The following is a 23976-nucleotide window of genomic DNA, read 5'->3' on the forward strand; positions in this document are numbered from 1 at the left end:
CTCCCGCCAGTGCTTTGTTTAATATGTTTGATTCATTTTTCTAGGGGGCAATATGGCAGATTCAAATATTCCAAAAGAAATCACCCAAAGTGTCAAAGGTATCTTCACCAATATCAATACGGAACGTCTCACTGAAATTTTAGTGGCGGTGATCTTATCCATTATTGGTTTCCTGATTGCGCGCTTTATCTCGAATGCCTTTATTCGCACCATTGGTTCACGCTTTAATGCGCACCAAAGTCTGGTCTGGCGACGCGGTATTTTTTATTTCATCTTCTTGATTTTTGTGATGGCCAGCCTGAAAGAAGCCGGTTTTAAACTGAGTGTCTTTTTAGGCGCGGCCGGTATTTTAACGGTCGCCTTGGGTTTTGCATCGCAAACGTCTGCCTCCAACTTAATCAGTGGCTTATTTTTGATTGGTGAGGGTTCTTTTGAAATTGGTGATACCGTACAAATGACCCTGATTCGTGGTCATACCATCGAAGGTGAAGTGATTTCAATTGACTTACTTTCGGTCAAACTGCTGACTCAGGACAATGTCTATGTGCGTGTACCGAATGAACAGCTGATTCGCGCCCCCGTGTATAACCTGTCCAAATTCCCCATTCGACGTATTCCCATTACCCTCGCCATCAACTTTCATGAAGACATCATTAAAGTTCGTGAAGTGTTGCTCGATGTTGCGACTAAATATCCACTGGTTCTAGCCGATCCAAAACCTGCGGTTACCGTCACAGCCTTTCGTGAATCCTCGATTGAACTGTTATTTGCGGTTTGGTGTGACGGTGAAAACTTTTTAAAAGTCCGTGATGAGATGCAGGAACGTATCCGGAATGGTTTCTTGGACAATCAGATAGAAATCCCTGTACCGAAAATGGGCTTTGTCGATCGTCCAGCAAATGTTCAGCCTTTAACAGAGGAAGATATTGACCCTTATGCCAATGCCAAAGAAGTGCAGCGTGAGACGGGGTTAAAATAGTTTTTTAATCATTTAATCCTTCTCACCCCTCCTTTAAGAAGGAGGGAGAAATCAATTAAAGAATAACTCAGATTTAGTCTCCTTTTATCAAAGGGGAGTTTAGGAGGATTTTTTGGTCAGAGAGCCTTCAGGAATCGGTGCAATATAAGCAATCAGCAACATCACAAAGCCTGCACCCAAGAATGAAATTACCCGGCTTAAAGTCCCGATATGCGATAAATCAAACAACACCAGCTTCAAAGTGACAATCACCAGAATACTGCCGCCTAGAATCCAGACTGAACGCAGTTGTTTACGACTCGCCAAACTCATCGTCATAAAGGCCAAACTGACCCAAAGCAAAGTCAAGCTGAGTTGAACCGTGGCATTACCCCATAAGGCAAGCTGGTTAAACGGCGTGCCCAAATACATGTGTAATGCACGTAGCACAATATAACTGCTCAGCCAAAGCAGACTAAGTACCATCAGCACCGCCACAATACCTTTATCTAGACCCGTTTTAACCTGTAAGGACAACATCCAGATAAAACCTGCCAGCATGGCAATACTGACCAGATCAAATGGATTGATGATCGGCAAGATATAACCTTGAAATGCTTGCTGGGTAAACAGTTGTGAGCAGACAATCCAGGTTGCCATTAGCAACAAAGTACTGCGTGCTTGCCAGAACATTTTCCAGTCGGGATTATTCACCTGCCAATAACACCAGGCACAGAACAGCAAAGGTAAAATCACCACACTGATATAAGGTATGCTCGGAAGCAAGGTTAAACTGGTCATGGCAAGACTGATCAAGGTGCCGAAACTGACCCACTCTTTTTCAGTCCGCACGCCCAACATCGGGCGCAGCAATAATGCAGTCAACATCAAGCCCGAAAATGCAAAACCCACTCGATCAAAAGCAGACTCCCACACAAGAATACCGTGCTTGCTCTGGTCAATCACGATAATCAGTGCAAATACAAAAACTGGAATGAGACCCAGCCATTTCGGAAATAACCATGACCATGTGGCTTTAGCAGCTAACATTACTTCATTCATCAGCAGATAGAATCCACTAACAATCAACAGGCTCATCACCAACTGATGAGAACCCTCAATTTCATCCAGCAACAGCACAATCAACATGGTGGTTGCAGACAGCATTTGTAAACAATGAAAAGCGATGGTTGAATTGGTCAGCTGATTGCTAAACGATGCTCGGCTATTGGCAACCAGAACCACCGCAAAATAGCTCAGACAGAGTCCCCAATACATCTCACGCGGGAAGTCATTCAGCTCCACCAGATAATAAAGACTGGATAAGCCAGCCACGATCAGTAAACCCATAGCTAGATAACGGCTGATCTCCGACTGGCGATACAAGGCATAAGTAAAAATAATCAGTCCTTCTACCGCCCAGCCAATCACACTCCATTGTTGGTGTAACAGAATGGGTGGAATCAAGGCCAAGAAAATCAGCATTAAATTGAAATAGCTTTGTGAAATCAACTGCACTGCATGATTGCGTTTCGACAGTTGATACAGACCTGCATAAACGGCTGCAAAAGCCAGACTGGCACCTGCTTGTCGCAGCATTTCATCAAAATACATTAAATAAATAAAAATATAACCCACAATCGGTGCACCAAAAATCAGGGCAATATCCAAAGCAGGTTTCAGTTTGAATTGCACCAGATCATCTTTGGCAATCAGCTGGCTAAATCGAAAACTCAGCCAGACAAATATGGCGGTATGCACAGCAACCAATAGCGTTAACGTATTTCGTTCCTGTTCTTCGCCCTGATAAAAGGCATAGCCTCCCCCGACAATCACCGTCATTAAAAAGGCAATTTGATTGAGAATTTTCCACGGACGTAAGGTACTTAACACGGCAACAGCAAGATTAATCAACACATAATAGGCAATCAATTCAATCGCAGTTGCATTGCGCACCGGCAAGGTAAACGGTGCGATATAGGCAATGATCAGCGCCATCAATGCAAGTTCAATTGATTGTTGTTTTAAACTTAGCGCCAGTGTCACAGACATAATTAGAGCAAAGCACAATGCAGCTATGCCTAAAGTGGGAATCACGGCATTGTAATAGGCAAAGAATAAGGTCAAAAATAATGCCGCCAAACCTAAGCCTTCCAAAGCCAGAGCAAAACTGCGGTTTTTAGTCTGCAGCCAATACCCCAATGCTGTTACTGCGGCACTCACACTGGCTACAACTCCCAGTTTCACAGCCAGACTGAGTTGCCAATGTTCGGTGGCAAAACGCAGCAACAATACAATGCCCATTACCAACACCAATATTGCCGCTTTTAAAACCGGATTCCCTTGAAAGATCCACTGTTTTAACTGATCAATCAGTTCTATTGAAGGTGAGGCAGTTTGAGATTCAGGACGTTGAGCAGATTGATTTTCGACAGTAGAAGATTGGTTTATTGGCGTCTGCTGTAATCGCATTTGAACTTGGCTCAATAAATCTTCTAAATGGCGTAACCATCGCAGAAAGAAAAAAATCCACGCCGTAATACCTAACCCTACAATAAACTTCCAATCGAGAATGCCTCCGACAACGGCAACAATTGAAGAAAGATATAAAGGGACTTTAGACGTTTCTGGGTAAGAAAGATTTGTTTCTAGAGCAATTTGTGCTGCTGGTTTTTGAATGGTATCGACATATTGCATCACACTCATGACAAAGGCCAAGCCACATAAATAGGTAAATATGTGTTGATCTAAAAACCAAGATCCCACCCCGACAATAATCAATACCATCAGCCAAATCATCCGGATTTCGCTCTGCCCTTTATGCATTTTTTCTTTATCTCAATCCTTTTAAGCTGATCATACAACAGCTCAGACTTTGATTTTTAAGCATTCATCAGATATTGGGTAACACGCATGTTTGATGATGTGGCTATGTTCATGTGCAAAATCACGTACAATAAGCCCGATATTTGAATTAGGAATCTTTCAATGCCACCATTTGTTTTGGTCGATGGCTCATATTTTTTATTTCGTGCGTACCATGCACTGCCACCACTAACCACTTCGACTGGTTTACAGACCAATGCAATTCGTGGTGCCATTTCTGCCATTCAAAAATTGATGCGCCGGATTCAACCGACCCATATGGCGGTGATTTTTGATACCCCTGAACCGACTTTCCGTCATGTACTTTCACCCGTTTATAAAGGTGACCGTCCAAGTATGCCGGATGAGCTGTCGCAGCAGATTCCTTATTTACATAACCTGATTCGCGCTTTGGGTATTCCTTTGCACACCCTTCCAGGGGCTGAAGCGGATGACGTGATTGGCACCTTGGCGAAGCGTGCTGAAAAAGCCGGTTATCAGGTCCTCATTTCCACTGGCGACAAAGATATGGCACAGTTAGTGACTGACAAAGTCACTCTGGAAGACAGCTTTAAAGACAAGCCGATGGATGTCGATGGCGTATTTGAAAAATTCGGGGTGTGGCCGAATCAGATGATTGATTATTTAACCCTGATGGGCGATGCGTCTGATGGCATTCGTGGCGTACCGGGTGTGGGGGCTAAAACTGCGGCTAAACTTTTGACCGAATATGGTTCAATTGGTGGCATTTTGGAAAATGTCGATAAAATTAAAGGCAAAGTCGGTCAAAGTATTAAAGACAATGTAGAAGGCATTACTCTCGATCATCAGCTGGCGAGTATTGTCTGTGATCTTGATTTGAACCTCACTTATGAAGATCTTAAAGTGGTTGATCCGAATGTTGACGAACTGCGTCGCTTGTATACCGAACTTGAATTCCGTAACCAGTTACAGTCTCTTGACCACCCCAATAATCCAAATAATTCATCTTATAAACAAGCATCTAAAGGAATTGAAACTTCTGTAGATACTGCAGTGGTGATTAATACCGAAGATGAGGCAGAGCTGACCAGTGTGGATGATCAACTGGGAAAAGCCACTTATCATACTATTTTAACTCAGTCTGACTGGGATAACCTGTTTACTCGTTTAAGTACTGAAAAACGCTTTGCCTTTGATACCGAAACCACCAGTCTGGATTATCGTATTGCAGAAATGGTCGGTTTTTCAGTCGCATTTGATGCCAACGATGCCTATTACATTCCACTGGCACATGACTATGAAGGTGCACCTGAACAGCTGAATCGTGAAACCATCCTTGCGCAAATCAAACCGGTTTTAGAAGACGCAAGTGTTGAAAAAATTGGCCATCATCTAAAATATGATGCCCACATCTTGCATAATCACGGCATTGAATTGCAAGGCTGGTATTTCGATACCATGCTGGCTTCCTACGTTCTAAACTCTGTGGCAACACGTCACGGCATGGATGATGTGGCACGTGTTTATTTGAGTCATTTGACCACAACTTTTGAACAAGTGGCCGGTAAAGGGGTTAAACAAAAAACCTTTAATCAAATCGAGATTGAAACAGCCGCGCATTATGCTGCTGAAGATGCGCATGTCACTTATCGTTTATATGAAGTGCTGTCTAAAAAACTACAAGCAGTGCCTGAACTCAACACTATTTTGCACAATATTGAAATGCCGGTTGCCCGTGTTCTGACCCTTATGGAAGAAAATGGCATCGAGCTTGATATTAAATTTCTGGATCAATTGAGTGTGGATTTTTCCAGTACCATCCAAAATCTGGAAAGCCAGATTATTGAAATGGCTGGACAACCCTTTAATGTCAGCTCACCAAAACAGGTCGGTGAAGTACTGTTTGATAAGCTGGGACTCAAAGGCGGCAAGAAAACTGCCACGGGTCAATACAGTACCAGTGAAAGTATCTTGGAAAAAATCGACCATCCGATTACTGCCTTAATTTTGGAATACCGCGGTCTTTCTAAACTGAAAAGCACCTATACCGATGGTTTGCAAAAACAGGCCAACAATGACAGCGGCCGGGTACATACCAGTTATCATCAGGCTTTAACCGCAACCGGTCGTTTGTCATCGACTGATCCCAACCTGCAAAATATTCCAATTCGAGAAGAAATTGGTCGTCAGATTCGTAAAGCTTTTATTGCACCTGAAGGTCGGGTCTTGCTGGCAGCCGATTACTCACAAATTGAATTGCGTTTAATGGCGCATCTTTCCCAGGATGAAGCTTTGGTCGATGCCTTTAAGCATGGCCAAGATGTGCATCGTCGTACCGCGGCTGAAGTATTGGGGGTGGCGCTAGAAGATGTGACCCATGACCAGCGTCGTCAAGCTAAAGCCGTTAACTTCGGTCTGTTATACGGCATGTCTGAATTTGGCTTAATCCGCCAACTGGGCTTTACTCGCCAAGAATCGCAAGACTATATCAAGCAATATTTCCATCGTTATCCGGGCATTTACGAATATATGCAACGTACGCGTCAGGTGGCTTTAGAACAAGGTTTTGTCGAAACCATCTTAGGTCGTCGCCTTTATACACCGGATATTGATGCACGAAATATGATGGTGCGTAAAGGCGCTGAACGCGCTGCAATTAATGCACCGCTACAAGGCAGTGCAGCCGACATCATTAAAATGGCAATGATTGAAGTCGATAAAATGTTACCGAAAGATCAGGCCAAAATGTTGTTACAGGTACACGATGAATTGGTGTTTGAAGTTGATGCCAACATTGCCGATGAACTGGCACCAAAACTGGCGGAAGTCATGCAATCCGTTGTCCAGCTTTCCGTGCCACTGATTGTAGAAGTCGGCAAAGGTATGAATTGGGATGAGGCGCATTAATCTTGGATTAAATGCCTTCTCGTTGTTAAAACTCCTTCTCTTTCGCTATATACCTAGGGAGAAGGCTGGATGATGGTTATTCGCAAAGAAATTTAGCCCTCTCCTCACCTCTCCCAGAAGGAGAGGAATTTTTCCAATAAAAAAGGACTCGATCGAGTCCTTTTTTATTGCGCAAAGTTTAAAGCCCAGTCAAAAGCACAATCGCCACTTGATTCATAATGATTTCAGCAATATACAACGTTAAAAATGCAATGATTGGAGATAAATCAATCATCCCCATATTGGGCAAAATACGACGGAATGGCGCCAATAATGGTTCTGCCAGTTCTTGAACCACTTCAATATAAGGTGAGCGAGACTGTGTAAACATCACCACCCAACTTAAAATAATTGTCGCAAAAATCAAATAACGACAGAACCGAATCAGGTCCTGAATCATGGTGACAAAAGTCAAAATCACCAAATGCACTGGACTGTTCGGCATGGCACCGGATAAATACATCACCCCAAAAATCTTGAGTAAATATAAAAGTACCACCAACGCCAAAGCCGCTAGGTTCACACGACCTTTCCCTACAGTGGGAAAAATACGACCAAAGACATCAACGATTTTCGTGGCTTTTACCGTAGACATGACCACCGGATTATAAGCATTCACCGCTGCCAACTGCATGAGAAAACGGAAGAACACGAGCAAAATCGCTACGTTAATGATAATGCCAAAAATTAGCGCAGAGTTTGCACCCATACTGGAACTTTCCTAAATAAAAACGAGTTATTTGCTACTTTCACTTAGCTCTTGAGCAAGTTCTTGACTGCGCTTTTGAGCTGCAGCCAAAGCGGCCTGAATATTCTGAGAGATTTGTGCACGATCAAAGACTTCAAGTGCAGCCTGTGTGGTACCGTTTGGAGAGGTGACGTTTTTACGCAACTCAGCAGGTGTGTTGGCACTGGTGATCGCCATTTGCGCAGCACCTAGAGCCGTTTGTAAAGTCAGGGCTGTCGCCACTTTCTCATCCAGTCCCAAGTTTTTGCCTGCACGAATCATGCTTTCCATCATATAAAAGAAATATGCCGGACCCGAACCTGACACTGCAGTCACTGCATCAATCTGTGCTTCTGTATTCACCCAAAGGGTTAAACCGGTTGCTGCCAGAACTTGGCTTGCAAGCTCACGGTCTTTACTATCCACCGCATCATTGGCATACAAGCCGTGTGCCCCTGTTTGTACCAAAGCAGGCGTATTCGGCATTACCCGAACGATTCGATCGGTGTCTAGCAGATTTGCGATGGTTGCAATTTCAGCCCCCGCAACAATCGACATCACTAATTTTCCATCGAATAAACCTTTAAGCGGTTTTAATACGCTCGCCAACACTTGTGGCTTCACCGCAAAAAGGACGATATCGGCATCACGAATGGCAGCAATATTGTCATCGGTGACCTGCACATCTTTTTCTTCTAATAAAAGACGTACTTTTTCCACCGGATCAGAAACTGTAATACGTGTTGCTGGCAAACCACGCGAAATGAGCCCGCCAATTAAGGCTTGAGCCATATTACCGCCACCAATAAAACAAATATTACAATTTAAAGCTGCACTCATGAATCAATACTCGACTTAGAATTTTTTAACGAAGAGATCAAATTTGGCTGCCAACCACCGACTTCACAATATTCAGATTGAGCTAACCAAAACCCTTTCGGTGTAAAAACACCAAGCATAACATTATCTATGCTTAATATTTGAATTGTATAACGCTGCCAAGGAAAAATTTGTGCTTCTTGAATGGCTTTTTTTAATGGCCACGTCCCCACTCGTCCATACAAATGAATTTTTTCTCCCCCTTGGCGCAGCAACAGATTTAATTCTTTGCCCAACAATAAGGCTGATAATCCAATTTCTGCTTTTTCAGCAACATACTGCCCTGAAAGGACATTTATTTTTTGACCTAATTCCAGACCGGCGGTTTGTTCGGAAATCTGGTTTTCATTTTTTTCAGCCAGATATTCTTCCGGAGTTAACCGATAAAGCTTTTGCTGATAACGCACATAATAATATTGATTCCAATGCAAGACAGCCTGTGCATCCGACTTCGATGCGATCACTTCATGCAACAGGCGTTCCACCATCTCAAAACCCGGGCGATAGGTATCCTGCCCTTTCATCCAGACGGATAACAGTTGTCTTTGACGTGGTTTAGATAATTGGGATAATTTTCTTAAATCGAGTTCAGTTGCCGATCCGCAAAGTGCTAAATCTTGCTGCAGTACTTCGTACAGAATTTCATCCGCATCTTGCATTATATAACTGGTGCGACTAAGTGCCTGCTGCATTTTAGGATAGCGATTTTGTAAGACTGACCATAATTCATGACGGCACCAGGCGCGATCATAATGGGTGTCCAAATTGGTGGGGTCTTCAATATTTTGCACATTCAGTTGAGTTGCCCATTGGCAAATCTGCTCACGCGAGATATCCAGCAGTGGTCGCCAAATGGTGAATTGCTCACGCACATCGACCGATTTCATGGCCGCCAAACCCTGCACCCCTGCACCCGAGAGCAAATGCAACATTAAGGTTTCAGCCTGATCTTGCTGATGATGCGCCAGAACCAGAATTTCATTCGGTTTTAGATGTTTTGAATAGGCTTGATAACGTGCGGTACGTGCCTGCTGTTCCAGGTTGCCTTGCTGCACATCAACCTTTTCAACCAGACATGGGACATTCAGTGCTGCACATTGTTCAGACACAAACTTTCCCCAATCTGCACTTATTGCTTGCAGCTGGTGATCTATATAGATCGCACGGATTTTTTCAGGATATAAATAAGACATTAAATGCAAAAGCAGCATGGAATCCATGCCGCCACTACATCCAATTAAAAAAGTGCTTCCTGTAGGAAAGCACTGGATTTGATTTAAGACGCCAGACCTAAATTGTCGCTGCCAAACTTCATTAAACGCTGGTAACGTGCTTCGCATCTCTCATTCGCATCCATCGATTGCAATTCTTCTAAAGCCTGTTGTAACACATCTTTAAGGTCTTGCATGACTTGTTCCGGCTGCAAATGTGCACCTTCACCTTCATCAACCACATATTCCACAATACCCATTTTTTTGAGTTTTTCAGCAGTCAATGCCAAGGCTTCACTGGCTTGTTCGGCTTTTTCAGCTGTTTTCCATAAAATGGATGCACAACCTTCCGGTGAAATGACTGAATAAATACTGTGAGATAGCATCACCACGCGGTCTGCTACACCAATACCCAACGCACCACCTGAACCGCCTTCACCCAATACGGTGGCAATCACAGGTACTTTCAAACTTGAAAGTTGTGCAAGGCTGGTGGCAATCGCTTCTGCCTGACCACGTTCTTCTGCACCTACCCCAGGATATGCACCCATGGTGTCGATAAAAGTAAAGACAGGCAGGTTAAAACGTTCAGCCATATCCAGCAAGCGCTGTGATTTTCGATAACCTTCAGGATTACTCATCCCGAAGTTATGCTGCAATTTTTCACGTGTGCTACGGCCACGATGTTGCCCAACAATCATGACTGGCTGACCATTAAAACGTGCCAAACCACCGATCATTGCACCATCATCACCAAATAACCGATCACCATGTAAAGCATCGAATTCAGTGAAAATTTCACCAACATAATCCAAAAATTGCGGACGTTCCGGATGACGTGCAATTTGAACCGTTGTCCATGCCTTAGATTTAGCAGCTTTATTTTTCATAGGTCGACCATTATCCCAAAACTAACAATAGCTTGTTAACCAATAACTTGTTAATAGATAAATTGTTCCGACTGAATATTCAATTCAATATCCCAATGCTTGAACTGCACCTGTTCATCATGCAAGTCTGCTACAAGCAAAGGCCATTGTTTGGCATCGCCAGAAACGCTTAGATGCCATTGTTGCTCATTGTCGACACTTAATTCAATGGCAGGAAGCATCTCATCGCTACGACTATGATTCAGTAAAACTGCAAGACGAAGCAATAGACTTAAGTAAACTAATTTGCTACCACCTACTCTCATTACATCAACGCGGCTATCATTACGTAGCTTACGACGATGATGCGCAACTAAGTGGGAAAGATGGTTTTGGTCAATTTGCGAGAAGCCGGCGATATCTGAATGTTGCAACAAATACGCCCCATGACGGTGATAACCTGCATGACTAATCGCCAAGCCAATTTCATGTAAATATGCAGCACGACGCAATAAATCACTGTCTTCACTGTTTAAATTCAGTGCTTTAGCGACTCCATCAAACAAATGCTGTGCAGTTTTCACCACCCGTTCAGCCTGCTTGGGATCTGCGTTATAGCGTCCCATCAAAGCTTGCACACTTCGGTCGCGGATATCTTCATGCTGGAAACGGCCCAGCAAGTCATACATCACGCCTTCACGTAATGCACCATCGGAATACACCAGTTTGTTCAACTCTAGTACATCGAATACCGCATATAAAATGGCAACCCCTGCTGGCAAAACTGCTCGGCGGTCTTCTTTTAGACCATCAAAATCAACTTCAGAAATATGTTTAAATTTGAGTAATTTTTCTTTAAGTTTTTCCAGACCTTCACGAGTCAAGTTTTCTTGCGCATCACTCCAGCCCATATTTACGGTAATTTGACGACAGGCTTTAATGGTGCCGCTTGAACCGACAACCGTATCCCAACCTGCTGTTTTATAGGTATTGGCAATACCTGAAAGTTCTTTACGTGCAGCAACGACCGCCTTATCAAAATTTTTCTGGTTAATCTCGCCATCACTAAAATAAGCTTTTGTAAAAGCCACACAGCCCATTTGTAAAGATTCGGTATGAATCGGCTCGAATTCCTCGCCAATAATCAGTTCAGTTGAACCACCACCAATGTCAATCACCAGACGACGACCACTATTGGCCATGGTATGCGAGACGCCCAAATAAATCAGACGGGCTTCTTCACGACCGGCAATAATTTCAATCGGCTTGGGTAAAATTTCTGCGGCTTTTTGAATAAATTCATGACCATTTTTGGCTTGACGTAAAGCATTGGTCGCTACAATTCGCATACGGTTCGCTTGTACTGAACTTAGCCGTCCGACAAAGCGTGCCAAACAAGCCAAACCCCGTTGTTGGGCGGCTTCAGTCAGGTTTTTATTTTCATCCAGACCTGCAGCCAACTGTACTTTTTCTGACATTGAAGCAACTTTCTTTACTTCGCCATGATCTACACGCGCAATAGCAAGATGAAAACTGTTCGACCCCATATCGATGGCAGCAAGTAACTCTTCATCAATCAAAAAATCCGACATTATTCAACGAACCTATAAGAATTATGCTTAGAGTAATTCACATACATACAATTTAAAAGCCATTTATCAGCTCAAATGAATCAGTTTCTATGTTTTTATCATTGACAATTGCATGACACGATTACCAATATCGTCAGCATCAATTAGACAAACTCACTATAATGTTTGAAAATCTACATATCCCACTACATAGTTAAACGAGGCTATGTAATACTTATAGTTATAGAACTAACTTAAAATTTTATTTGGAGCATATCCATGTCTGGCAATATCGTAAACACAACTGATGCAAACTTCGAAGCTGACGTTTTACAATCTGACGTTCCTGTACTTGTCGACTTCTGGGCAGGTTGGTGTGCACCATGTAAGGCGATTGCACCTGTATTAGAAGTGCTTTCTACAGAATTCGAAGGCAAAATGAAGGTTGTTAAAGTTGACGTAACTGCTTGCGAAGCAACTGCCGTGAATTACAACATCCGTAACATTCCTGCATTATTGATGTTCAAAAATGGTGAAGTGGTTGCGCAACAAGTAGGCGCAGCACCAAAATCTAAATTGACTGCATTTATTGAAGAAAACATCTAATTTAAAAACAGTACAATTTAATCCAATACGCTATTTCCGGATAGCGTATTTTTTTCGTCTATAAATTGACAAAAGTTGTATTCTCTCTTATATTGCATGTTCAAGGAATAAAGGATTTTCAATCCGCAATTTTCTTAAAAGACACAACACATAAGATCGCCGCTCGGCAACAGAAATTGTTTTACACTTTTTTCTTCGAAACAATGAATCAGACCTCTGAATTGTTATTGTGCAAATACAATTACGTTACTTTTATTGCGTGCAAGCGGCTGAATGTTGCTCCCTTTCCTCATCTCTATTCCAGAATTTTGATTCTATCTGACCCCCTATGAATTTAACTGAACTCAAGAAAAAACCGATTGGCGAACTCATCAAGATTGCCGAGTTTATGGGCCTAGAAGGAATGGCTCGTAACCGTAAGCAAGACATCATTTTTGCCATCTTAAAACGCCATGCAATGAATGGCGAAGAGATTTTTGGTGATGGTGTTTTAGAAATTCTCTCTGATGGTTTTGGCTTCCTACGCTCTGCATCAGGTTCATATCTTGCAGGTCCTGATGACATTTATGTCAGCCCGTCTCAAATTCGTCGCTTTAACTTACGTACAGGTGACACCATCACAGGTACGATTCGCCCACCGAAAGAAGGCGAACGCTATTTTGCTTTATTAAAAGTTAATCAAATTAACTATGACACGCCTGAAAACTCACGTAACAAAATCCTGTTTGAAAACTTAACTCCATTGTTCCCAACTGAACAGTTAATTATGGAGCTAGGTAACGGTACCACTGAAGATTTAACTTCACGTGTGGTTGATTTGGTTGCGCCAATTGGTAAAGGCCAGCGTTCAATTATTGTGGCACCGCCTAAAGCCGGTAAAACCATGTTGTTGCAAACCATCGCACAGTCGATTGTTCGTAATAACCCGGAAGTATTCCTGATCGTTCTTCTAATTGACGAACGCCCAGAAGAAGTTACCGAAATGGAACGTACCGTTCGTGGTGAAGTGATTGCATCAACATTCGATGAAGCACCTGCTCGTCACGTACAAGTGGCTGAAATGGTGATTGAAAAAGCAAAACGTCTGGTTGAACACAAAAAAGATGTCGTGATTTTGCTTGATTCGATTACCCGTTTGGCACGTGCATATAACACTGTTATTCCTTCATCTGGCAAAGTACTGACTGGTGGTTTGGATGCACATGCACTAGAACGTCCAAAACGTTTCTTCGGTGCAGCACGTAATATTGAAGAAGGTGGTTCACTAACAATCATTTCTACAGCCTTGATTGAAACCGGCAGTAAAATGGATGACGTAATCTACGAAGAATTCAAAGGTACCGGTAACCAAGAAATCACTCTTGATCGCCGTATTTCTGAAAAACGCGTCTTCCCTGCGATGAATATCAAGAAATCAGGCACACGCCGTGAAGAACGTCTCATGAGCGAAGATAACTTACGTAAAGTATGGATTCTTCGTAAGTTACTTCATCCTATGGATGAATTGGTGGCCATGGAATTCTTGCTTGATCGTATGAAAGAAACCAAAACCAATGACGATTTCTTCGATCAAATGAAAGGTAAAGCTACTAACTAATTCGATTCATTATTATGTTGTATATAAAAGGCTATCTATAACGATAGCCTTTTTATTTGGTTGACTTGGTTTACATAAAGACACAATTGAGCTTTTTTCTTGTAAACTTTTATGCAAGTTCATGATTATTAAAATAATCAGATAAAAAAAATGATATTTTTTAGCAAGTTATTTAGTACTTCTCCAATATAAACCCTCTACTTGATTGTTATTTTCTGTTAATAAACTGCTCATTTTTCATCATTTTTTGCATTTTTCGCTCGCACCCTAGTAGTAATTAAAAATGCGCAGTGATAGCATATTTGCAGACCAGTTAGACTGCCTTTGCATTGTTACTGCCTAACAAATATTAGGAAGAATAAAAGCACTCAACAGGCTAACAAAGGTTTTTTTTTATCTCATATTTTAGAGAGTGATGCCATGTTATTCAAAAAAATCGCTATTGCTGCTGCAGTTGCTACTACTTTAGCTTTCGTTGGTTGTGCTAAAAAAACTGAAGAAGCTGCTGCTGACGCTAACTCTGCTGCATCTGAAGCTGTAGCTGCTGCTTCTGAAGCTGAAGCTGCTGCTTCTGCTGCTTCTGTTGAAGCTGCTCCTGCTGCTGAAGCTGCTGCTGCTGCTGACTCTGCTTCTGTAGCTGTTGACGCTGCTGCTGATGCTACTGCTGCTTCTAATGCTGCTGCACCTAAAGCTCAATAATCTTTACGATTATTAAGTAAAAAAAGAGAGCCTACCGGCTCTCTTTTTTTATACCTAAAATAAAGATCAGTAAAATATAAATTACCCAATCTTATTTTCAGCTACAACCTGACTTCCAGTCATAGCCAATCTACCGCCCCATCACTCAAGTGATAGAATTTGCATATTTTAAAATAAAAAAAGCAGATCAATCGATCTGCTCATTTCCTACGCGCTGGCGGAATTTCTGCCCTGCACGGAATGTGACTACACGGCGTGCAGAAATTGGAATTTCTTCACCCGTTTTCGGGTTTCGACCTGGACGTTGACGTTTATCACGCAACTCAAAGTTACCAAACCCCGAAAGTTTTACTTGTTCGCCTGAGATTAGCGCTTGGCTAATCTCATCAAAGAACAACTCGACCATTTGTTTTGCTTCACGACGGTTTAAACTCGTGAGCTCACTTAAATGATCAGCCATTTCTGCTTTTGTTAATGCTGTCATGAAGCCCTCAATGTCGCCTGATAAGTGTTTTGCAACACTTCGATTATTTGATCCATACCCGATTTAATTTCAGCATCTTCAAGTGTACGGGATGGATGTTGCCATAAAAGTGCAAATGCCAATGAGCGTTTACCCTGTTCGACACCTTGTCCAGTGTACACATCAAACAACCAGGTCGAGTTTAATAATGCTCCACCCGTTTTTCCGATAAGTTGCTGAATTTCGCTAACATTAATCTTATCACTAATTAAAAGCGCAATATCACGTCTAACCGATGGAAAACGTGATAATTCTGTAAAATTAGATACATAAGTTTGCAAAACAGCCTGTTGATCGAGTTCTGCCACCCAAGTGATACCTAAATCAAGCTCATCTTCCAAAGATGGATGTAAACGACCCAGGTAACCGACAGACTTGCCATCTACTAAAATTTCAGCAGATTGACCTGGATGCAACCATGCTCTTTCTGAACGGACATATTCAACTTTCACACGTCCAGCAGCGAAAATTTCCTCAACTTCACCCTTAAGGTCAAAGAAATCCATCGGCCGTGCTTTCGCATGCCAAGATTCAGCAGTTTTAGCACCCACGGCAATTAATGCCAAAGTCGGGATTTGTTTCAGATCATGAATGCTTTTTGCATCTTGATAATCAAAACGTAAGCCCAGCTCAAAGAAACGTACGCGGCTTTGTTGACGGTTAATATTGTATTGCACGCATGGAATCAAACTTGCTAGCAAAGTCGAACGCATTGCAGCCAATTCACTTGAGATCGGATTTGCCAACATTAATGGATTAACGTCTGGATTCAACTGCTTTTCAAGTTTGGCATCGGCAAAGCTAAAGCTGATGGCTTCTTGATAACCTAAAGTCACCAAGGTTTGACGAAGTTGCGGTAATTCAAACTGATCTTGATACTTTGCAAGTTTGACATCGATCACAGGTAGGCTGATCTGAATATTGTCATAACCGTGAATACGAGCAACTTCTTCAATCAGGTCTTGATAAATAGCCATATCATAGCGATGTGAAGGCGGAACAACGCTCCACTCACCTGGTGCTTTCACCATCACGATACAACCGAGACGGTGTAGTGCATCAGTAATAAAGTCACTTTCAACTTTATAACCTAGTAATTGATCGACTTGAACTTGGTTCAATTCAATCGCGTCACGTATTGGTAAAAGCTCAACCTTTTCTGCAACCGCAATTGGACCAAACTCGCCACCCGCCAATTCAGCAATAAGCTTTGAGGCACGGTTCATAGCAATACTTGGCAATTCAAAGTCTACGCCGCGCTCATAACGCTGTGATGCATCGGTATGTAAACCATAACGACGTGCACGGCCTGCGATGTGTAATGGTGCGAAGAATGCAGATTCCAGGAAGATTTCAGTGGTCTCATCGTTTACCGATGAAGACAAGCCACCCATGATGCCGGCAATTGCCAATGCTTTTTCATCATCGGCAATTACCATCACATCTTCAGTGAGCTCAACTTCTTGTTCATTTAACAGAACCAGTTTCTCTTGAGCAGTGGCCTGACGGACATGCACTGAACCTTGAACTTTAGCAGCATCAAAAGCATGAAGCGGCTGACCCAGTTCAATCAATACATAGTTGGTGATATCGACAAGAATACTGTGCTGACGGATACCGGAACGCGCCAGCGCACGTTCCATCCATTCAGGTGTGGGCGCTTTGGTATTGACGTTTTTAATCACACGGCCTAAGTAACGCGGACAGCCGTCTGTATCAACAACCACATTTTTAACGTCGATAATGGTTGCAGCAACTTCTTTTATTTCAGGTGCTGTCACAGGCAATTGATTAATCACAGCAATTTCACGGGCAATGCCACGGATGCTGAAACAGTCACCACGGTTTGGCGTGATGCTGATATCAATCACATGATCATCAAGATTTAGATATTCACGTACATTTACACCGACGGGTGCATCACTTGGTAATTCCAATAAACCATCAAGTTTATCTTCAAGGTCAATTTCAGAAGCACCGCACAGCATGCCTTGTGATTCAACCCCACGAAGCTTGCCTTTCTTAATTTTGAAATCACCCGGCAATACTGCACCAATCGTTGCTACTGGTGCTTTCATCCCTGCACGGACATTTGGCGCACCGCAGACAATCTGTAAAGGTTCACCCGAACCGATATTTACTGTAGTCACACGTAAACGGTCTGCATCAGGATGTTGTTCTACAGTCAGAACTTCACCTACAACGACACCGGTAAATGGTTTAGCTGCTGGAGCCAACTCATCAACTTCCAGACCCAGCATAGTCAATTGATCAGACAGTTTTTCACTATCAATGGCTGGGTTGACCCACGTGCGTAACCAATTTTCGCTAATTTTCATTTCTATAAAAACCTATAAATCTAATTTTTTGAATCCCCTCTACCTCTTTTTTTCAAAAAGAGACCCCTGTTTCATAGTGAAACCCCTCTTCTTTTAGGAGAGGTCAGGGAGAGGTTAATAAATTCGTTTAAGCAAATTGGCGTAAGAAACGCACATCATTTTGGAAGAACATACGCAAGTCATTCACACCATAGCGAAGCATTGCAAAGCGCTCCACACCCAGACCAAAAGCAAAACCTTTATACTTTTCAGGATCAATGCCCGCAGCTTGAAGTACATTCGGATGTACCATACCGCAGCCCAAAACCTCTAACCAACGACCGCGTTCATCCATAATGTCCACTTCCGCACTTGGTTCAGTGAACGGAAAGTAAGATGGACGAAAACGAACAGTTAAATCTTTTTCGAAAAATTCATTTAACAAGTTAATCAACAAACCTTTCAGTTCCGCAAAACTGGTATTTTCCGCAATGTATAAGCCTTCAATTTGATGGAACATTGGCGAATGGGTTTGATCCGAGTCACAACGGTATACACGACCAGGACATACAATACGAATTGGCGGTTGTTGAGTTTCCATGGTACGAATTTGCACACCAGAAGTATGCGTACGTAGCAAATGATTTACATCAAAATAGAACGTGTCATGCATGGCACGTGCAGGGTGATGGCCGGGAATGTTCAATGCTTCAAAGTTGTGATAATCATCTTCAACTTCAGGACCGGTCGCAACCGTAAAACCTGCTTTGGTAAAGAACTGGCAAATACGCTCTTGCACTTGAGTCACAGGGTGGATGCTTCCCACGCTTTGACCACGACCTGGCAAGGTAATGTCGATCATTTCGCTAGCAAGTTTTTGTTCTAGTGCAGCTTTTTGTAATTCCGCCTGGCGCGCTGTTAATGCACTGGTAATGGCCTCACGTACAGCGTGAATTTTCGCCCCAAAAACTTTACGTTCTTCAGGATCCATTTTACCCAGCGCCTTCGATTGTTCCGCGAGCTGGCTTTTCTTCCCTGTAAATTGCACTCGTACTTGATCGAGTGTAGCAAGGTCTTGAGCTGCTGCAATCGCAGCGAGCGCTTCAGTGGTCAGGGCTTCCAGTGACATAGTAACTCTCAAAGCAACAATTTAAAAATATAATAAAACCCCATATTCTAACAGTTTTTGAACGTATTGATGAAGTTCTGTAGAGAGGAAAATTAGATTGGCATCCAGATTTATAAAAAGTATAAGATAAAGGCATTATTCGCGAGATCAATAAAAAATGGCACTCGATCCAATCTGGAAACAACAATTGACCTTGGTCAGCTATGGTAATGAATATCTCAGCCAGAATTTAAGCTTTAATTATTGGGTACAGCATTCCATTTTTAACCAGCATAACTTGCGTTTCCGTGATCTCATGTCACAACATTTACTTGCGCAACATTTTCAAATTTGGCTTGAAGGTCTGAAAAAACAAGGCTGTCACCGTATTAGCCTACATAGCTCAAGTCTTTTGGTAGACGAAAAAAACCCAAATGCCAATGTAGAGCTGCTACCGATTCCACATTTTATTGTCAGCCATGAACATCATAAAAAGACCGCATGGATTTTTGGTAAAGAACTACCCGAATGGTATAGCGCTGACAATGACTATCAAGCGCCTAAACCGCAACAGGAACAATGCCGTCAGGAAACATTCTGGCGTTTCGAGCTCAATCCCAAACTTGCAAAACGCCTAGATGCCGATTTACAACAGCCGAATTGGGATGATATTCAGGCTTATACCGATAACGAACTGTTTGATAGCAAATTTGCCCAAGGCATGAGCGAACCGGCAAATCGGGATTTTCCTTATTACGGTCTCACTCAAGCTGACACCGAAAATGCTGATGGCACGCCTCTGTTGGAAAGTAAATATCTACCTTTGCTTCCAAGTGAATATCAGGCGGATTATGCTCATAAGACATTACATCGTTTAGACGCACTATCGACCTATATTAAACACCAACAGCAGCACCCCTATCATGCTGCTGGCAGTGAACTGACACCTGAAGAACAGCTGAATCTGCGTCACTTTTCGCAAAAACTGGATGATTTGATGACAAAATTTATTGTTAAAGTCGCCAATCATTATCAGTCTGCAAAACTGACCAAAGTAGAAATTGCCAATCCGTTAGATGGTACTCCTACCCTACCCTTTAACTCACCTCATTTAAAAACCCATACAACCCCTACGCATCATAAAGTCGGTGCATCGGGTGTAATTAAACTGATTTTGTTAACTATTGTGATTTGTCTCTTGGCTTATTATTTTGGACTCTAATTTTTTAAAGATACTAAAAAATTCATTTTACTTAATAGAAAAAGAAGAACACGTATTTTGCTCTATACGTGTTCTTCTTACTTAGCCTAAAACGCTTAAGCTATATTTTTCGACCTGAAATACGGACAGATTATAAATCGAGTTTTTTGTGATCCGAATCTACTTCACCAGCATGGCCAGTCACACTGCCTTTGATTAATTTAAATAGCTGAGTTACTTTATTGTCAGTCACGTTCCAGTATTCTGCGCTGACACCTTCAGCAACCAATACGCGCACACTCGGGTCATCCTTGCCTGTAAACCAATTTTCCGCCCAAGGGTTCCAGAGCAGATCAATCAAGGCTGGATCGGTGCTGAGATGTGCATGGGCACTGATTGAGACATAAATGCCATCCGAAGGTTTGGTAAAAGACAGTCCAATCTGATTACGCCCAGAATTCACAGCACTGACCAGATCGTTGGTATCCTTCAAGATAAAATAAAGATTATGACCTTCACTGATCTTTTCAGTCTTGTCAGAATTTAGCATAGTCATGGGTTGTGAATGTAATTCTTGCGTTTCAGTGGTGTGACTGATCATTGCATAGCGTACTTCCTTGATCAGTTCCCATAATTTTTCGCGATTATGATGATCGGTCATGACTTTTCTCCTGAAGCTAAACTTTAGAAATAAGAAATTATTTAATTTTATACATTCATTTGTTTTCTAGATTAGTGATATTTTTCACTTTGAATATGCCACCTTACTCAACTTATACATTTGAATAATAAAAGATTGACTTAAAGGTCATAAGAAACAACGAAAAAGAATTTGCTAAGCAAGAGAGCTGAGAAATCGACTTTATCTTTAGAGTTTTAACACTGTAGAAAACTCGCTGAATAGGTGTAAAAGACCAAGAGATGAATAGGCTGAATGATCAAGTTAATATAGATATTTATCTATTTAAAATTTAAAACTTGAATAGAAAATAAATGCTAAAGCTATCTATATTTTAAAGACGAAATAGTTATAGGTTATAGCAGCGTTGAAAATGTCTGGGGCATTTTCAACCAGGTTAAATGTATCCTGTTAAATTATTTTAATTTTTGTGTATAGCAAGAGGGTCTGCAGAAATTTAAGAGGAGTGTCCAAATGTATTCAATGCTCAGCTCAAAGATCAACAGACTCGGGTTTACATCACGATTTGGATACTTCCATTTTCACTTTCTTAACCGTCAGCTTCTTCAGAACTTCTGAAACTGCAACCATGGCAAAGCTAGAAGTAACTACGACTGCTGACCCATAACCGCCGCAACGCAAGCCGGCACTTGGACACACATCTGCGTTTGATAATGAATTATCAATCGAATACACGCAGGTAATGCCAAATTTCTCTTTGGGCTTTTTACCAATCCCCTTGGTGCGTAACTGAGTACGTAACTTGGCTAACATCGGATCTTGTTCGGTTTTAGACAAATCTGCAACACGAATTTTCAAGGGATCCAGCTTACCGCCTGCCCCGCCAGACACAATTAAAGGAATTTTATTGAATCTGCAATGTAGAATTAAGGCCAATTTGGCTTTGACATCATCAATGCAGTCCAGAACCACATCAGGTTGGTTTTCTAAAAGTTCTTTGATATTGTCAGGTGTTAAATAGTCATCCACCAGATTAATTTTAATCCGTGGGTTAATCGAATAACAACGCTCTGCCATCACCTCAATTTTTTCACGCCCCAAGGTCGAACTCATGGCAGGCAACTGACGGTTAATATTGGATGCAGCAACCACATCCATATCAATGATCGTCAGTTCAGCAATACCGGTACGTGCCAAAGCTTCAACCGCCCACGAACCGACACCGCCAATCCCGATTACCATCACATGGCTGTGTTCATACTGACGGAAAGCTTCATCTCCATAAATTTTTTCCACCCCTGCAAAGCGGCGCTCATATTCATCATCTTCAGGAAGATCAGTCATTCGTCATCGGGTATCTAAAAAACACCGGCGCATTTTATCAAATTCTGGCTATATTCGATAATCTATATCGTCAGCTTTTTCCAATGGATGAAATAAATATAAAAATGTTCATACAATTGAGAAAAAAATTTTTAGTTATAAAAAAAGAGGCTTTCGCCTCTTTTTCTCAATATTTACTTAATTGGTAATAAAGAAATACTGACGATAATATTTGAGTTCAACAATCGAATCACGAATATCATCCATAGCTAAATGCGAGGCATTCTTTTTCAAGCCACTCATGATTTCTGGGCGCCAGCGTTTTGCCAACTCTTTCACTGAAGATACATCAAGATTACGGTAATGGAAAAATTGTTCCATTTCCGGCATTAAACGGTGCAAGAAACGACGGTCTTGGCAAATAGAATTACCACACATCGGGGAGGATTTTGGTGTCACCCATTTTTTCAGGAATTCTAAAGTTTGTTGTTCCGCATCTTGCGCCGTGAGTTTACTACGACGTACACGTTCAATCAGACCTGATTGTCCATGTTGACGGGTATTCCACTCATCCATCGCATTGAGCACGCGATCCGACTGGTGAACAGCAAGCACAGGGCCTTCCGCCAAAATATTGAGGTTATCATCCGTCACAATAGTTGCAACTTCAATAATTTGGTCGTTATCAGTATCGAGACCTGTCATTTCAAGGTCAATCCAAATGAGGCGGGTATCAGGAGTGCTGCTCATAAATGTGCAATCTTATTAGGCTTAAAAATCGCTATAGTAGCAAATTTATTGCATCTTGGGTGTAACTCGTACCCCGCTTCATGCTATTTTTGACATTCTTAATTCATGGTTTTTTTAGGATATGAATGGCTTTAATTCGTAAACGTCGTTTAACTGAACAGCAGCAACGCCGCATTCAGAAACAACAGCAAACACGTCAAGAAGAACTCGACACTTCAAGTGATTTAGAAGGCTTGGTGGTACAGCACTATGGTCGTCAACTTGAGGTTCAAGCCCTATCAACGCCTGATGAGCATCCGATCAAACCTGAAGTACCTGCAGGTGAGCCAGACCCGTTCTGGAAGCCGATTGAACTCGGCAGTGTCTGGCGCTGTCATACCCGGACCAATTTAGAAGCATTGGTTACAGGTGACCGGGTTAAATGGCAGGCTGACCCGAATACCGGACTGGGGATTATTACTGCGATTCATCCACGTCAATCTCTGCTGACCCGTCCTGACCGTTACCATAAAGTTAAACCGGTCGCAGCCAATGTCAGTTTAATTGTGATTGTGTTTGCATCCTTCCCCGAAGTTGCACCTAGCCTGATTGACCGTTATATCGTGGCGTGTGCCGATGCAGAAATTCCCGCGCTTTTGGTGTTGAACAAAGCTGATTTAATTAAAGAAAATGATCCGATTTTAAACTTGATGAAAGAGTATCAAGCATTAGGTTATGAAGTAATGCAAACTCAATCTGATGGTGATTTATCGGAATTGGCCAATCGTTTGGCAGGTGAAACTGTTGCCTTTGTGGGACAGTCTGGTGTGGGAAAAAGCTCGCTGATTAATGCCATGGTTCCCAATGCTGCGCAAAAGACCAATATCATTTCTGAAAACTCTGCACTGGGTCAGCACACCACCACCTCTACACGTTTAATTGCGTTTGGTGAAGGGGCGGCACTGATCGACTCCCCCGGAATTCGTGAATTTGGTTTATGGCATTTGAACCCAGACAAAGTTCAGCGCGGTTTTCCTGAAATAGAAAATCTGCTGGGCCATTGCCAGTTCCGTAACTGTACCCACAAGCACGAAAAACAATGTGCGTTGCGTCAGGCAGCCGCGAATGGTGAAATTTTACAGCGTCGTTTAGACAGTTATTTACGTTTAGGCGATGAAATTGCTGAAGCACAGCAAAAAAATTAGTTTTTCTTAACCCTTAGCC

General features: G+C 42.2%; 19 protein-coding genes. 7 read left to right on the forward strand and 12 right to left on the reverse strand.

Translation table 11 applies throughout. The features are described 5' to 3' along the window. Positions 1-52: 52 nt before the first annotated feature. Complete coding sequence (locus E0H80_RS02960; RefSeq protein ID WP_131363014.1) at positions 53-979, forward strand: mechanosensitive ion channel family protein; 927 nt, start codon at positions 53-55, stop codon at positions 977-979. A 99-nt stretch (positions 980-1078) separates the two neighbouring features. Here E0H80_RS02960 and E0H80_RS02965 read toward each other — a convergent pair whose 3' ends face one another. Continuing rightward, a complete protein-coding gene (locus tag E0H80_RS02965) occupies positions 1079-3784 on the reverse strand; it encodes a DUF2339 domain-containing protein (protein ID WP_131363016.1) in 2706 nt (901 codons plus the stop codon). A 162-nt stretch (positions 3785-3946) separates the two neighbouring features. On the opposite strand from E0H80_RS02965, the gene polA reads away from it, so the two are divergent. Then, the gene (gene polA / locus E0H80_RS02970; protein ID WP_131363019.1) at positions 3947-6712 is read left to right on the forward strand and encodes a DNA polymerase I; all 2766 of its coding nucleotides are present in this window, start codon (positions 3947-3949) and stop codon (positions 6710-6712) included. A gap of 178 nt (positions 6713-6890) precedes the next feature. On the opposite strand, the gene E0H80_RS02975 is transcribed toward polA, so the two are convergent. From E0H80_RS02975 to ppx, 5 genes are read right to left on the reverse strand one after another with little or no spacing between them, the layout of a single operon-like run. Beyond that, positions 6891-7460 carry a YggT family protein gene (locus tag E0H80_RS02975; RefSeq protein WP_131363021.1) on the reverse strand — a complete coding sequence of 190 codons (570 nt, stop codon included), beginning with the start codon at positions 7458-7460 and terminating at the stop codon, positions 6891-6893. A 27-nt stretch (positions 7461-7487) separates the two neighbouring features. After that, the gene (proC, locus tag E0H80_RS02980) at positions 7488-8318 is read right to left on the reverse strand and encodes a pyrroline-5-carboxylate reductase (RefSeq protein WP_131363023.1); all 831 of its coding nucleotides are present in this window, start codon (positions 8316-8318) and stop codon (positions 7488-7490) included. Beyond that, positions 8315-9697: a tRNA lysidine(34) synthetase TilS gene (gene tilS / locus E0H80_RS02985; RefSeq protein WP_131363025.1), complete on the reverse strand. Its 1383-nt coding sequence runs from the start codon at positions 9695-9697 to the stop codon at positions 8315-8317. Before tilS ends, proC begins: the two co-directional genes overlap by 4 nt. Next, the gene (locus tag E0H80_RS02990) at positions 9634-10458 is read right to left on the reverse strand and encodes an acetyl-CoA carboxylase carboxyltransferase subunit alpha (RefSeq protein ID WP_131363027.1); all 825 of its coding nucleotides are present in this window, start codon (positions 10456-10458) and stop codon (positions 9634-9636) included. Before E0H80_RS02990 ends, tilS begins: the two co-directional genes overlap by 64 nt. A 50-nt stretch (positions 10459-10508) precedes the next feature. Further along, the gene (gene ppx / locus E0H80_RS02995) at positions 10509-12029 is read right to left on the reverse strand and encodes an exopolyphosphatase (protein ID WP_131363029.1); all 1521 of its coding nucleotides are present in this window, start codon (positions 12027-12029) and stop codon (positions 10509-10511) included. A gap of 258 nt (positions 12030-12287) precedes the next feature. Here ppx and trxA point away from each other — a divergent pair, with 258 nt between their 5' ends. The 3 genes from trxA (at position 12288) to E0H80_RS03010 (ending at position 14910) form a co-directional block, all read left to right on the forward strand. Then, on the forward strand, positions 12288-12614 hold the full coding sequence (trxA, locus tag E0H80_RS03000; protein WP_067866564.1) for a thioredoxin: 327 nt from the start codon (positions 12288-12290) through the stop codon (positions 12612-12614). Positions 12615-12942: 328 nt separating this feature from the next. Next, positions 12943-14211: a transcription termination factor Rho gene (rho, locus tag E0H80_RS03005; protein WP_067866562.1), complete on the forward strand. Its 1269-nt coding sequence runs from the start codon at positions 12943-12945 to the stop codon at positions 14209-14211. Between the two features lie 420 nt (positions 14212-14631). Continuing rightward, positions 14632-14910, forward strand: a complete 279-nt coding sequence (locus E0H80_RS03010; protein ID WP_131363031.1) for a hypothetical protein — start codon at positions 14632-14634, stop codon at positions 14908-14910. A gap of 187 nt (positions 14911-15097) precedes the next feature. Here E0H80_RS03010 and E0H80_RS03015 read toward each other — a convergent pair whose 3' ends face one another. From E0H80_RS03015 to pheS, 3 genes are all read right to left on the reverse strand, one after another. Continuing rightward, entirely contained in the window at positions 15098-15394 is a 297-nt protein-coding gene (locus tag E0H80_RS03015; protein ID WP_004649746.1) for an integration host factor subunit alpha, read from the reverse strand. After that, on the reverse strand, positions 15391-17772 hold the full coding sequence (gene pheT, locus E0H80_RS03020) for a phenylalanine--tRNA ligase subunit beta (protein WP_131363033.1): 2382 nt from the start codon (positions 17770-17772) through the stop codon (positions 15391-15393). Before pheT ends, E0H80_RS03015 begins: the two co-directional genes overlap by 4 nt. Positions 17773-17899: 127 nt before the next feature. Further along, entirely contained in the window at positions 17900-18880 is a 981-nt protein-coding gene (gene pheS, locus E0H80_RS03025; protein ID WP_131363035.1) for a phenylalanine--tRNA ligase subunit alpha, read from the reverse strand. Between the two features lie 157 nt (positions 18881-19037). Between pheS and E0H80_RS03030 the strand changes: the two genes are divergently transcribed. Beyond that, positions 19038-20081 (forward strand): hypothetical protein, encoded by a 1044-nt coding sequence (locus tag E0H80_RS03030; protein ID WP_131363037.1) that lies wholly within the window; start codon positions 19038-19040, stop codon positions 20079-20081. 130 nt (positions 20082-20211) lie between these two features. Here E0H80_RS03030 and E0H80_RS03035 read toward each other — a convergent pair whose 3' ends face one another. The 3 genes from E0H80_RS03035 to orn all read right to left on the reverse strand — a co-directional run bounded on the left by E0H80_RS03035 (position 20212) and on the right by orn (position 22773). Further along, a complete protein-coding gene (locus E0H80_RS03035; protein ID WP_131363039.1) occupies positions 20212-20721 on the reverse strand; it encodes a pyridoxamine 5'-phosphate oxidase family protein in 510 nt (169 codons plus the stop codon). A 537-nt stretch (positions 20722-21258) separates the two neighbouring features. After that, a complete protein-coding gene (locus tag E0H80_RS03040) occupies positions 21259-22044 on the reverse strand; it encodes a ThiF family adenylyltransferase (RefSeq protein ID WP_131363041.1) in 786 nt (261 codons plus the stop codon). A 177-nt stretch (positions 22045-22221) separates the two neighbouring features. Continuing rightward, a complete protein-coding gene (orn, locus tag E0H80_RS03045; RefSeq protein WP_067866548.1) occupies positions 22222-22773 on the reverse strand; it encodes an oligoribonuclease in 552 nt (183 codons plus the stop codon). A gap of 125 nt (positions 22774-22898) precedes the next feature. Here orn and rsgA point away from each other — a divergent pair, with 125 nt between their 5' ends. After that, positions 22899-23957: a small ribosomal subunit biogenesis GTPase RsgA gene (gene rsgA, locus E0H80_RS03050; protein ID WP_131363043.1), complete on the forward strand. Its 1059-nt coding sequence runs from the start codon at positions 22899-22901 to the stop codon at positions 23955-23957. Positions 23958-23976: the final 19 nt, after the last annotated feature.

The organism is Acinetobacter sp. ANC 4779, assembly GCF_004331055.1.
Lineage (GTDB): Bacteria > Pseudomonadota > Gammaproteobacteria > Pseudomonadales > Moraxellaceae > Acinetobacter.